The organism is Nosocomiicoccus sp. HMSC09A07, assembly GCF_001808485.1.
GTDB lineage: Bacteria > Bacillota > Bacilli > Staphylococcales > Salinicoccaceae > Nosocomiicoccus > Nosocomiicoccus ampullae_A.
In genome coordinates, this window is the sequence record NZ_KV793627.1 from 123,588 (window position 1) to 136,622 (window position 13,035).

A 13,035-nucleotide genomic window follows, 5' to 3' on the forward strand; every position below is an offset into this window, starting at 1 on the left:
TTGTTTACTCGTCTTTTGCTTTAAATCGCTCTTGAACTCGTTTATTTTTTCGCTCTCTATGAAGGACGTATCCTGCAACGAACCAAACTCCGAACACTAAGAGTACTAACCCTACAATAAATTGAAGGACAAGAGAACTAAATGGATCAATTGTGATACCGAATATACTGTCGCGAATTAATTTTACGCCATATCCTGCAATAAAGACAGGAATCACTAATATTAATAGTGCAATTATTTTTTTCATGTAATCAAACACCTTACTCAACATAATTATATAGTCTGTTAATGAAATCATCGTTTGTTAATGTATAATAGGAGATAATACATTTGTTTCATCGTATTTATTCTAGTCTATATAGAAAATGCGAGCAAGTAGTATATTTTTTTACAACTTTCACTGGTCTGACCAGTAACTTATGGAGGGTTTTATGGAAAAATCATATGACATCGCGATAATCGGTGGAGGTACAGGCGGCTATGTAGCTGCGATACGTGCAAGACAACTCGGCTTTACTGTCGCACTCATTGAAAAAGATAAACTCGGTGGCACGTGCTTACATAACGGTTGTATACCAACGAAAAGTTTGCTGAACACTTCAAATTTAATAAAAACTGCCAATCAGTTATCTGAATTAGGAATTTCTGAAGTGTTGAATTTTAATTATGAAAAAATAATTGATAAAAAAAATAAAACTGTAGACACGTTATATAACGGTGTGTCATCACTCATGAAAAAACATCAAATTGACGTTTACTATGGTCATGGGAGGATATTAGGGCCGTCAATTTTCTCACCGATGGCAGGCACAATCGCTGTAGAAACTGAAAACGATTCTATTATTATTAAAAATGATTATGTCATTATAGCGACTGGGTCTAAACCGATCGAACTTGACTTTTTACCATTTGATGGGGAATTTGTATTGTCGAGTAAAGAATTTTTATCTCAAAAAAAATTACCTAAATCTGTAGGTATTATCGGCGGTGGAGTCATTGGATTAGAACTTGCATCTATATTATCTAATTTAAATGTCGACGTGACGATAATTGAAGGTAGTCAAAATATAATTCCTAATGAAGATAAAGACGTTATTCGTACGCTTAAAAAGCATTTAGAACAGAGTAATGTAAAAATTACAACTGATCTTAAAATTAGTAATCAGACCGTTACAGTTGATGACGGTGTTTCTATAAAGTATAACGACGAAACATTGAATTTCGAGCAAGTAATTGTTGCGATTGGGCGTAAAGCCAATATCGATGATATTGGCTTAAACAACACGAAAGCAAAATTCACTACTTATATTGAAACGAATGAATTTTACCAAACAGCAGACAGCCATATATATGCGATTGGAGATGTATTAAATACATATCAACTCGCACATGTTGCTTCAAAAGAAGGCATAATAGCGGTTGAGCATATTAAAGGTTTAAATCCAATCACACTAAATTATGACACTGTACCGAGATGTATATATACGAATTTAGAAGTTGGGGTAGTCGGTCCTACAGAAGAACAGTTAAAACAAAAAGGGATCGAATATAATGTGAGCGTATTACCACTTCAAGCAGTTGGTAAGGCGATTATTGAAAATGGCGGAGAAGGTTTTGTTAAGTTAATTACTGATAAAGATAATATGTTATTAGGCGCATCGATTGTTGGACCAAATGCGACTGAAATTATTAACGAATTATCGCTTGCATCGTTTTTAAATAGTTCGGTAGAAGAACTATATAATTCAGTACATGCGCATCCGTCAATAAGTGAAGGAATTATGGAATCTGCATTACTTATTGACGAAAGAGGGATTCATTTTTAAGGAGAGATTCGAATGATAGATTATAAAACATTAGATTTAACAGAAGACGACTTAAAAGAAATGTATCGTTTAATGTTAACGACACGAAAAATTGATGAACGTATGATGTTATTAAACCGTGCGGGAAAAATTCCATTTGTCGTATCGTGTCAAGGTAAAGAAGCGGCACAAGTCGGTGCAGCTTATGCTTTAAAGAAAAAAGTTGACTATTTAAACCCATATTATAGAGATTTAGGAATGGTAACAACACTTGGTACAACACCCTTAGAAAGTATGCTTGCAGCATTTGCGAAGCGAGATGATACGTCAAGTGGAGGGAGACAAATGCCCGGTCACTTTAGCGATTACGAGTTAAATATTGTGACTCAAGGATCAACTGTAACAACTCAAGTACTTCACGCAGCAGGTATTGCGTATGCATTAAAAATGGATGGTAAAGAAGCTGTATCATTTACTTCACTCGGTGAAGGTTCTACGTCTCAAGGCGATTTTCATGAAGCGCTAAACTTTGCGAGTGTTCATCAATTACCGTATATATGCTTTATTGAAAATAATGGTTACGCGATTAGTGTCCCAAAATCACTTCAATACAATATTGATGACTTATCAGAGCGAAAACATGCATATGGAATACACGGAGAACAAATTAACGGCAATGATCCACTTGAAGTATTTCAATCTGTAAAAGCTGCTCGAACACGTGCTATCAACGGGGAAGGTCCTACGATAATCGATGCGCTAGTTTCGAGAATTGGGGCACACTCTTCAGATGACGATGATTCTTATAGAGATAAAGCACATGTACAAACATTAAAAGACACGGACTGCTTAATCACGTTTAAAGATTATATATTAAAAAATACAACGATAGAAGAAGAGTGGTTCGAAGCAATCGATGAAGAAGTTAAAAATATTATTAACGACGCGACAAAAGAAGCAGAACATGCACCATATGCAGAATCTTCTTATGCGTTAAAACACGTGTATGAGGAGGAATTATAATGACAAAAACGATGACATTGTTAGAAGCAATCCATGACGGATTAGACTATGAGATGGGAAAAGATGAGAATGTATTCGTTCTAGGAGAAGATGTCGGTCAAAAAGGTGGCGTGTTTAAAGTAACGGCTGGACTCCAAGAGAGGTACGGAAAAATGCGAGTGCTCGACACGCCACTCGCAGAATCATTAATTGTCGGTACAGCAATTGGCGCGTCACTCGCTGGTAAAAGACCAGTTGCTGAAATACAGTTTGCAGAGTATATATTACCTGCGACAAACCAGATTATGAGTGAAGCAGCTAAAATTAGATATCGCTCTAATAATGGATGGCATTGTCCAATTGTAATTCGTGCACCATTTGGTGGAGGGATACACGGGGCACTTTATCATTCACAATCGATTGAAAGTGTATTTAGTTCAACACCTGGTTTAAAAGTTGTTATACCTTCTACACCAAGTGATGCAAAAGGATTACTTATTTCTGCAATACGCGATAACGATCCTGTTTTATTTTTCGAGCATAAAAAAGCATATCGTTTACTTAAAGAAGACGTACCGACAGGTGAACATGTTGTACCTATTGGTAAGGCAGATATTAAACGTGAAGGTAAAGATATCACGGTAATAACTTACGGGTTATGTGTTCATATGGCCATTGAAGCGGCTGAACGATTAGAGAATGATGGATACAGTGCTAAAGTTGTTGATTTAAGAACAATTTACCCGCTCGATCAAGAGACGATTATAGAATCTGTTAAAGACACAAGTAAAGTATTACTCGTCACTGAAGATAATTTAGAAGGTAGTGTAATGAGTGAGGTATCTGCGATTATATCTGAACATGCATTTTACGATTTAGACGCACCAGTTATGAGACTTGCCGCACCTAACGTACCAGCGATGCCATATGCACCACCAATGGAAGACTATTTTATGGTGAATCCAGATAAAATCTATGAAAAGATGAAAGAACTTGCAGAACATTAAAAGAGGTGAAACGATTGATAGAAGTCATTAAAATGCCAAAACTCGGAGAAAGTGTGCATGAAGGAACAGTAGAAGCGTGGCTTGTTGAGCCTGGTAGTAAAGTAAATGAATATGATCCGTTATGTGAAATTTTAACCGATAAAGTAACAGCTGAAGTCCCTTCTAGTTTTGAAGGAGTGATAGAAAAAATACTCGTAGATGTTGGTGAAACAATAGAAGTCGGAACACCAATTTGTGAAATTAAGGTATCTAACAAAGTTCATGAAAAAGAACCAGAACAAAAATCTCAACCACAAACTAATAAAAAAGATAATAATAGTACAGACACACAAAAAGAGATTAAAAGAATATCACCTGTCGTGATGAGATTAGCATCAGAACATAACGTTAATCTAGATGATGTTGAAGGTACAGGACAATTTGGACGTGTTACAAAAAAGGATATTTTATCGTATATCGATAATCCTGTGAAAAATGAAGCACCAAAAACAGATAAATCATCGATCGATATTAAAACTACTAGTGACACTTCTAGACTAGAATTAACCGGTGTTAAAAAAGCAATCGCAAATAATATGGTGAAATCTAAAACTGAAATTCCACATGCTTGGATGATGATAGAAGTAGATGCAACAGAGCTCGTTCATTTAAGAAATAAATATAAAGATGCATTTAAATCTGAAGGTATTAAATTAACTTATTTTGCATTCTTTATAGAAGCAGTAGCAAAAGCCCTAAATACAAATAAAATACTCAATAGCAGTTGGCAAGGGGATTCTATTAAAATCCACGATTCAATCAATTTAAATATCGCAGTATCCGCTGATGACGACTTATACGTTCCGGTCATTCATAATGCAGATATGTTGTCGATTCGAGGAATCGCAAAAAAACTTGCACAACTTGCTGAAAAAGGTAGAACACATGCGCTAACTTCGGAAGATATGCACGGTGGGACATTTACAATTAATAACACAGGCGCATTTGGTTCTATTCAGTCACAAGGCGTCATTAACCACCCACAAGCTGCTATATTACAAGTTGAATCTATCGTTAAAAAACCTGTTTTTATCGATGAAATGCTCGCAGCAAGATATATGGTAAACCTTTGTTTATCTATCGATCATAGAGTACTGAACGGTGTAGATGCAGGTAAATTTTTACAAGATGTTAAGAAAAATATTGAGTCTATTGATAGTGAAACAACGCTTTAATCTTTACAAATAAAATATTTAACATTACACTTTAATTATTACAGTAAAGAGGTGCTATCTATGGATTTAGATTTTAAAATATATATGGAAGATTTAGTGGAAAATGCGAGAAAAGAACTCACAGATGTTGGGTACGAACAACTTTTAACGCCAGAAGAAGTTAATGAAGCGTTAGACAAAGAAGGTACTGCACTTGTGATGATTAACTCAGTATGTGGATGTGCAGGTGGTATCGCACGTCCAGCAGCGATTCACTCACTAAACTTCGACAAAAAACCAACACATTTATATACAGTTTTTGCCGGACAAGAAAAAGATGCAACTGAAGCAGTTCGTGAACGTACACCAGACTTTTTACCGTCATCTCCAAGTTTTGCGTTTTTCAAAGACGGAAAAGTGGTAGATATGATAGAGAGACATGAAATTGAAGGTCACGATGTCATGAGTGTCATTACAGATCTGCAAGCATGGTTTATGGAACACGGCGATGACATTTAAAAAAGTGGTCCATTGATGGACCACTTTTTCTTATAGTGCTGTGAGATAGCTTAATCCCATTAATAAACCTGAAACAACGATTAAGATAATCATTGCCCAAATGATAATGTTTTGTGCTTTTTTCGGCATATTGTGAACCCTCATTTTCTCAAATTATATAATTTTATATTACTTGTTCAAGTAATAATTTTCAACTAGGAGTGTAATTAATGAACAAAGAAAGAGTAGTAGAACTATTAAAAGAACTCGTAATGATCGATTCAGAATCTGGTGATGAAAGAGAGATAGCTAATCGTTTATTTAAAGAGTTCGATCAACTTGAATTAAAAGGTTTTGAAGATGATACACAATCTGAAACAGGTTACGGTGCAGGGAACTTATTCTTTACACTAGAAGGAAATAAAGAAATAGAGCCGATTTGTTTTATGGTTCATATGGACACTGTTAAGCCAGGTAACGGAGTTAAACCCGAAGTTCGCGATGGATATATGTATTCTGATGGAACGACAATTCTCGGTTCGGATGATAAAGCAGGGGTCGCTGCAGTAATTGAAGCAATTCGATCAATTAAAGAAAATAATATCCCACATGGTGATATTGAAGTTATCGTAACAGTTGGTGAAGAAACAGGTCTTGTCGGTGCAAAAGCTTTTGACACTTCAGTTGTTAAAAGTAAAATAGGATACGCAGTAGACGGTACAGGTCAAGTGGGTACAATTGTAAACCGTGCACCTGCACAAAATAAAATTGAAGCACACATTCATGGTAAAAAAGCTCACGCGGGAATCGAACCAGAAGTCGGTGTATCTGCAATTAATATCGCAGCGCTAGCGATAAGTAATATGACACTTGGTCGCGTCGATGAAATGACGACATCAAACGTTGGTATTATTAAAGGTGGGGAAGCGACGAACATCGTATCAGACTATGCATATGTGTTACTTGAAGCAAGAAGTTTAGAAGAGGATCGTCTTGCAAAACAAACAGCACATATTGAATCTGAATTTAAAAAAGCAGCGCATAAACTCGGTGGAGAAGTCGATGTTGACATTGACTTAATGTATCCAGCACTGCATTCAGAGGAAGAATCAGAAGCTGTAAAACTCGCAAGCGATGCTTCCGTAAAAATTGGTCGTGAACCCAATATTATTTCTTTAGGTGGAGGCAGTGACGGTAACATCTTTGCAGGCCAAGGAATCGACACAGTCATTTTAGGCTTAGGATATGAAGAGATTCATACGACATCAGAAAGAATGCCACTCGAAGAATTATATAAAATCACAGAACTTATTATTAAAATGGTTGAGTTACAAGCAACTAAATAATAAAAGGCGACATATGTCGCCTTTTTTAATCAATTATGGACTGCCATACTTGTACAATGACTGAATCGTCAATCGAGTGTGTAAGTCCTTTTATTAATTCTATTGAAAATGTTAAGTCTAGCTCAACGTGCTCTTTTACGAGCCATCTTCTAAATATATACTCGTAAAGTTTTTTTGTTTCGACGTCTAATTGACCGTCCGACTCAAAAATTTGATATAAACCACTCGGTGTATACGTCGTTGTAAAAGGTGTATTCATATCTGATGCTGTGCCGACGAATACTTGAATTTCTCCGTAACTATATCGTTCCATTACGAATAACCCTTTAATTGGTCCGTTATTATGCTTTAATATTTCGCTAATAATACCGCTATTTAGTAAGTAGTTTAAGTATCGAGTTTTCTTTTTCTCATTATAACTATTCATATTGAAAAATTCTTCGACACCAATTAATCGATACCCATCAAGTGAACGTGTTTCAGAAAAAGGTTCACGCTTTGTCGTTGGATTTATTTCAAAAGAGATACGGTATTGTAAAGGCATTTCTTCGATATATTTATCAGTATCATACACGCTTATACCGAAAAATTTTTGATAATCATCTTTAAACTGCGCTAAATCTTTATGGTTATAGTATTTTATAATATCTGTTAAACGTCGATGACCATCATAAATTTCTAAAGCAATTTCAGTTAATTGACGGCGTTTTTGATAGTCTGCTGGAGACATCCCAACGAGAGCGGTAAATAGCGTTAAAAAACTTTTAGATTCAACATCCATTTCCATTAACACTTCATCGAAATCTATGTCTTCACGTAAATGATCTTCTATGAATACAATAAACTGTTCTATAAATTGAATAGAGTCCATAATGTCACCTTACTTTCCTTTATATATTATTCCACGAAGGGGTCTAAAAGACAAGATGACTGTGATATAATTAGATTACTTTTATCTGGAGGTTACTATGTATATTAATATATTAGGTTCTGCGGCAGGCTTACCTTCAAAAAAACGACATACTCAAGCGATAATTTTAGATATGGTTGATGAGCTCAACGAATATTTTTTAATCGATGTTGGAGAAGCATTTCAACATCGTTTACTAAATACGTCTATTAAACCATCAAAAATTAATCATATATTTATTACGCATTTACATGGTGATCATATTTACGGTTTACCAGGTTTTTTATCGAGCCGTGCGCATCAAGGTGGAGAAGGTAAACCACTAAAAATTTATGGACCAAAAGGACTTTCTGAATGGTTAACAACGACGTTTCAAGTGAGTGAGACAATACTGAATTATCCAGTTGAAATAGTGGAAATTGAAGATGGATCTTTAATCTCGATTAAAGATGTTACTATAGAGGTAAAAACACTTGATCATAATATAGAAAGTTTTTTATATGTATTTAAAGAAAATGATCAAAAAGGTGCGTTAAACGTTCTAAAGTTAAAAGAAATTGGTATACGTCCTGGCCCAATTTATAGTGAAATAAAAGATAGTGATACGTTTGTACATGATGGTGTTATTTATGATACGAACGACTTTTTAGGGCCTGTAATAAAAGGGAGAAAAGTATGTATTCATGGAGATACACGACCGCTTCAAAGTGAAGTATATTTCGATTTACTAAAAGACGCGGACTGCGTTGTTCATGAAGCGACATTTTTAGATCATGAATACGAAAAGGCGTATAGTTACTATCATTCTGAAATACATGACGTGTTAAGTATTCAAAAAGATTTACGTGTGAAACACTATATATTCACACATATTAGTAATCGATATGAGGAGGAATTTATTTCGAACTTTATTAAAACGTTACCTTCAAATGTGTCGATTGCACACGATTATTTTAAATATGAAATTGCTAGAAAAAAATAAGTCAGCCATTTTTTATGGCTGACTTATTTTTTTACGTAATTTCTTCAAAACATTCTTTTTTTCGTTCTCTTCTTGATGTGTTACTGTTTTTGGGTCTCTATGTTCTTTGTAATCTTTCTTCTCAACTTTAGAACAAATGTCTTCAATTACTTCGTCTCGTATAGTTTTTGCTGTTTCATAATGGCGTAAGTTTTTCTTGAGCTGAGAAACAGTACTTACACCTTGTACGATTACGACATTTTTATTCATTAAATATTTATAAGCGATAGCTTCAAGAGGGTAGCCATATTCTTTGATCATTAATATAATTTCTCTTAATTCATCCTGTGAATATCCCATATAACCATGTTTAAACTTTGTTTTAAGTGCTACATCATAATTTTCAGTGAGGAGTCCTTGCATTAACGGACCTCTGGCTAAAAATACATAGTCGTCAGATAGATATTCTTCACTTCGATTATCGATAATGTTTAGTGGTGCCATCAGTACTGATATATCACTATTTTCAGTGTAGTAGTCAATGACATTTTTACGCGTAGTTGAGATACCGTAACTTTTAATGTCGCCTTTTCTTTTTAATGACTCAAACTCACGGATTGTTTCATCCATATTATCGTGAACAGTTCCTCCGTGTAACATTAATAAGTCAATCACATCGCGTGATAAACGAAGTTTTGACTGACTAACAGCATGTTTAATATATTCTGCACTTGGATTCCATTTAATTTTTTCACGAAGTGCTGCATCAAATTCATTACCTACTTTTGTTCCGATATTATAATCAAAAAACTGTCCGTAATCGAATAAAATTGAACCAATAACAGCTTCATTTTTCCCATATTGATATAAGTCCGCAGTATCGAAGTAGTTAATACCGGACTCAAATGCTAATCTAATAATCTCACTTAACTCTTCACGGTCATCTAGTGGTAAATTCATCGTACCTAGTGCAAATTGTGAAATGGATTGCTTATCTTTAGTAACAAAATGTTTCAAAATGTCACTCCTAACGTTTACAATAATATATATAAATAAGTATAACTCAATTTAACTACTGAATATAGTGAGGTAATACAAGATGAATCAAAATGATGATCAATTAGTTGAAAAGAAACTATCGCATAAAGATATTTATAAAGGAAAAATTATTGATGTTACTGTGTACGATGTTGAATTACCAAACGGAGAAACGAGTAGTAGAGAAGTTGTGTATCATCAAGGTGCAGTAGGAATTATCGCTGTGCACGATGGATATATGTATTTTGTAAAACAGTATAGAATTGCGGCAGAAGAAGTTTTATTAGAGATTCCTGCTGGTAAGATAGAACCGAAAGATACACCTGAACAAACAGCTATAAAAGAGTTAAAAGAAGAAACGGGTCTAGTCGCTAAAGAGGTTCAATATTTACAAGAGTTTTATGTATCTCCAGGATTTTCTAATGAAATCATCTATTTATTTGAAGCAGATCAATTAGAGCTTGAAGAACAAAAATTAGATGAAGATGAATTTTTAGAAATTGAAAAAATTAAAATAACTGATCTAGAACACTTAATGAAAGAAAACGTGTTTAGAGATGCGAAAACGTTAATCGCAGTTCAACACGTTTTATATTCAAACAATTATAAATAAGAACATAAAACAGTCGTTTTTATTTAAACTATTTTAAATAAGCACCATTTCTAGTATAATTAACTATGAAAATCGGAGTGGTGCAAGTGGAAACTAAATTGAAAACAGTTAAAGAACAGTTACAACAATCAGGTTATAAACTGACACCTCAAAGGGAAGTCACGTTACGCGTATTACTTGAAAATAACAGTAAACATTTAAGTGCAGAAGATGTGTTTCAACGCGTTAAAGAAAAGTATCCTGAAATTGGTCTTGCAACTGTATATCGTACATTAGAATTACTATGTGATCTAAAAATTATTGTTAAAGCAAATTTCGGCGACGGTGTCTCAAGGTATGATTTTAAAGAGCCTGGTGAAAAGCACTTTAATCATCATTTAATTTGCGTAAAGTGTGGAAAGATTATTGAAGTTGAAGATGATCTTTTATATGACGTTGAACAAATCGTCGAACACGAGTTTAATTTTAAAGTACTGAATCATCGTTTGACATTTCACGGTGTATGTCACGAATGCCAAATGAAGGAAGACATTAATGAAAAATAACGAAAGAGATATAGAAGATTATCTGTCGTTTTTAAGAATAGAACGCGGTCTTTCTAACAGTACTTTAGACTCTTACGCACAAGACCTTAATTTATATCGCGATTTTTTAGATAAATTAGACCTTACTTTTAGTACAGTTTCTTCTACTGATATCATTAACTTTTTAAAAGAAGAAAAAGAAAAAGGCAAACGCTCGAAAACACTTGCACGACTCCAGTCAACGTTAAGAAATTTCCATCAATATTTAATTAATGACGGAAAAACAGATAAAAATCCTGCTGCACTTTTGAGTAGTATAAAAATCGAACAATCACTTCCTGACAGTTTAACGATTGAAGAGATGGAACAGCTACTAGATACACCGGAACCTACGACGTCAGGCATTAGAGATAAAGTTATGATGGAACTACTCTATGCAACAGGTATCCGTGTTTCAGAACTCATTTCAATGAATACGATCAATGTAAATAGTGAAATGGGTTTTATTACTGTTGTCGGTAAAGGCCAAAAGGAACGTATTATCCCAATTACGGATTACGTCGCAGAGTTTTTACAAGAATATATAGTCGATATACGAATCAATCTACTAAAAGATAAAGATACGGATGCATTATTTTTAACAAATCGTGGTAATAGTTTTACAAGGCAAGGCGTATGGAAGATGATTAAAAAGTATAATTTACTGAGTGGTATTTCAAAAAATGTCACACCACATACATTCAGACATACTTTTGCAACACATTTAATTGAAAATGGTGCAGACTTAAGAATTGTTCAAGAACTACTTGGTCATACAGACATTTCAACAACACAAGTATATACACATCTTTCTAAAAAATCAGTGAAAGAAATGTATGACAAATTTCATCCGCGAAAATAAAGGAAGAAGGTTAATTATGTTTAAAAGAATTCATTTAATCGTATTAGACTCTGTTGGAATAGGAGAAGCTAAAGATGCTGAAAACTTTGGTGATAAAGGAGCACACACTTTAAAACACACGTTAGAATCTAAAGCAGTAGATCTTTCAAACCTTGAATCACTTGGTCTAGGATGTATAGAAGAATTACCTGGATTAAATTGTCCTGAACAACCGAATGCATTTTTTGCGAAGATGAGTGAGGTATCACGTGGGAAAGATACGATGACTGGTCATTGGGAAATTGCAGGTTTAAACATTAAAACACCATTTAAAACATATCCAGACGGATTTCCTGACGCACTTATCAAAAAAATAGAAGAAAAAACGAATCGTAAAGTCGTATGTAATTTACCATATTCAGGAACTGAAGTGATCGATGATTACGGTGAAGACCATATGAAGACGGGTGATTTAATCGTCTATACTTCAGCAGACCCTGTACTTCAAATTGCTGCACATGAAGAGGTCATTCCTGTCGATGAATTATATGAGATTTGTGAAACGGTCCGTGAACTGACATTAGACGATGAGTTTTTAGTTGGTCGCGTAATTGCAAGACCATTCATTGGAGAAGGTAAAGGTAAATTTACAAGAACTGAAAATCGTCACGATTATGCACTCAGTCCGTTTGAACCGACTGTATTAGATGCGTTAAAAGATAACGATTATACAGTATATGCCGTCGGTAAAATAAATGATATTTTCAACGGTCAGGGTATTACTGATATGGTTCGTACGAAAAATAATATGGATGGTGTCGATAAATTACTCAATGTTATGGATAAAGATTTTGAGGGACTATCATTTACTAACTTAGTAGATTTTGATGCAGTTTATGGTCACCGAAGAGATAGTGAAGGATATGCGGATGCATTAAAAGAATTCGATGACCGTTTACCAGTGATTTTTAGTAAATTAAAAGAAGATGATTTACTGATTATCACTGCAGACCACGGTAATGATCCAACATTTACAGGTACAGACCACACTCGAGAGTATGTTCCATTAATTGTAACTTCAAAAAAGCAGTTTGATTACAAAAAAATAAATGACCGTAAAACTTTTAGTGATGTAGCTGCTACTATTGCAGACAATTTTAATGTACAATTTAGTACACATGGTAATAGCTTTTTAGGAGAAATAAAATAAATGGATAAGGCAAAAGTATTTGTATTTCTATTTATATTGATCGTCTCG

General features: G+C 34.3%; 14 protein-coding genes. 11 read left to right on the forward strand and 3 right to left on the reverse strand.

The features are described from left to right. Positions 1 to 4: 4 nt before the first annotated feature. Positions 5 to 247, reverse strand: a complete 243-nt coding sequence (locus HMPREF3177_RS01380; RefSeq protein WP_040928330.1) for a DUF2627 domain-containing protein — start codon at positions 245 to 247, stop codon at positions 5 to 7. 184 nt (positions 248 to 431) lie between these two features. Here HMPREF3177_RS01380 and lpdA point away from each other — a divergent pair, with 184 nt between their 5' ends. The 6 genes from lpdA to HMPREF3177_RS01410 all read left to right on the forward strand — a co-directional run bounded on the left by lpdA (position 432) and on the right by HMPREF3177_RS01410 (position 6,851). Next, positions 432 to 1,826: a dihydrolipoyl dehydrogenase gene (gene lpdA, locus HMPREF3177_RS01385; RefSeq protein ID WP_070456475.1), complete on the forward strand. Its 1,395-nt coding sequence runs from the start codon at positions 432 to 434 to the stop codon at positions 1,824 to 1,826. A gap of 12 nt (positions 1,827 to 1,838) precedes the next feature. Continuing rightward, a complete protein-coding gene (locus tag HMPREF3177_RS01390) occupies positions 1,839 to 2,828 on the forward strand; it encodes a thiamine pyrophosphate-dependent dehydrogenase E1 component subunit alpha (protein ID WP_070456477.1) in 990 nt (329 codons plus the stop codon). Beyond that, positions 2,828 to 3,814, forward strand: a complete 987-nt coding sequence (locus HMPREF3177_RS01395; RefSeq protein ID WP_070456479.1) for an alpha-ketoacid dehydrogenase subunit beta — start codon at positions 2,828 to 2,830, stop codon at positions 3,812 to 3,814. Before HMPREF3177_RS01390 ends, HMPREF3177_RS01395 begins: the two co-directional genes overlap by 1 nt. A 32-nt stretch (positions 3,815 to 3,846) precedes the next feature. Then, positions 3,847 to 5,028, forward strand: coding sequence for a dihydrolipoamide acetyltransferase family protein (locus HMPREF3177_RS01400; protein ID WP_070456978.1), 1,182 nt, complete (start codon positions 3,847 to 3,849; stop codon positions 5,026 to 5,028). 60 nt (positions 5,029 to 5,088) lie between these two features. Further along, positions 5,089 to 5,526, forward strand: coding sequence for a BrxA/BrxB family bacilliredoxin (locus tag HMPREF3177_RS01405; protein ID WP_040928324.1), 438 nt, complete (start codon positions 5,089 to 5,091; stop codon positions 5,524 to 5,526). Positions 5,527 to 5,735: 209 nt separating this feature from the next. Continuing rightward, positions 5,736 to 6,851 carry a M20/M25/M40 family metallo-hydrolase gene (locus tag HMPREF3177_RS01410; RefSeq protein ID WP_070456481.1) on the forward strand — a complete coding sequence of 372 codons (1,116 nt, stop codon included), beginning with the start codon at positions 5,736 to 5,738 and terminating at the stop codon, positions 6,849 to 6,851. Positions 6,852 to 6,876: 25 nt separating this feature from the next. Here the strand turns inward: HMPREF3177_RS01410 and HMPREF3177_RS01415 are convergent, their stop codons facing one another. Then, positions 6,877 to 7,722 carry a helix-turn-helix transcriptional regulator gene (locus HMPREF3177_RS01415; protein ID WP_070456483.1) on the reverse strand — a complete coding sequence of 282 codons (846 nt, stop codon included), beginning with the start codon at positions 7,720 to 7,722 and terminating at the stop codon, positions 6,877 to 6,879. A 97-nt stretch (positions 7,723 to 7,819) separates the two neighbouring features. On the opposite strand from HMPREF3177_RS01415, the gene rnz reads away from it, so the two are divergent. Continuing rightward, on the forward strand, positions 7,820 to 8,743 hold the full coding sequence (rnz, locus tag HMPREF3177_RS01420; RefSeq protein WP_070456485.1) for a ribonuclease Z: 924 nt from the start codon (positions 7,820 to 7,822) through the stop codon (positions 8,741 to 8,743). Positions 8,744 to 8,755: 12 nt separating this feature from the next. On the opposite strand, the gene HMPREF3177_RS01425 is transcribed toward rnz, so the two are convergent. After that, complete coding sequence (locus tag HMPREF3177_RS01425) at positions 8,756 to 9,739, reverse strand: aldo/keto reductase (RefSeq protein WP_070456487.1); 984 nt, start codon at positions 9,737 to 9,739, stop codon at positions 8,756 to 8,758. A gap of 82 nt (positions 9,740 to 9,821) precedes the next feature. Here HMPREF3177_RS01425 and HMPREF3177_RS01430 point away from each other — a divergent pair, with 82 nt between their 5' ends. The 4 genes from HMPREF3177_RS01430 (at position 9,822) to deoB (ending at position 12,987) form a co-directional block, all read left to right on the forward strand. Continuing rightward, a complete protein-coding gene (locus tag HMPREF3177_RS01430) occupies positions 9,822 to 10,373 on the forward strand; it encodes an NUDIX hydrolase (protein WP_070456489.1) in 552 nt (183 codons plus the stop codon). Between the two features lie 86 nt (positions 10,374 to 10,459). Beyond that, complete coding sequence (locus HMPREF3177_RS01435; protein ID WP_070456491.1) at positions 10,460 to 10,918, forward strand: ferric iron uptake transcriptional regulator; 459 nt, start codon at positions 10,460 to 10,462, stop codon at positions 10,916 to 10,918. After that, positions 10,908 to 11,798, forward strand: a complete 891-nt coding sequence (xerD, locus tag HMPREF3177_RS01440) for a site-specific tyrosine recombinase XerD (protein WP_070456493.1) — start codon at positions 10,908 to 10,910, stop codon at positions 11,796 to 11,798. The genes HMPREF3177_RS01435 and xerD overlap by 11 nt, the downstream gene beginning before the upstream one ends. Positions 11,799 to 11,814: 16 nt before the next feature. Then, complete coding sequence (gene deoB, locus HMPREF3177_RS01445; protein WP_070456495.1) at positions 11,815 to 12,987, forward strand: phosphopentomutase; 1,173 nt, start codon at positions 11,815 to 11,817, stop codon at positions 12,985 to 12,987. Positions 12,988 to 13,035: the final 48 nt, after the last annotated feature.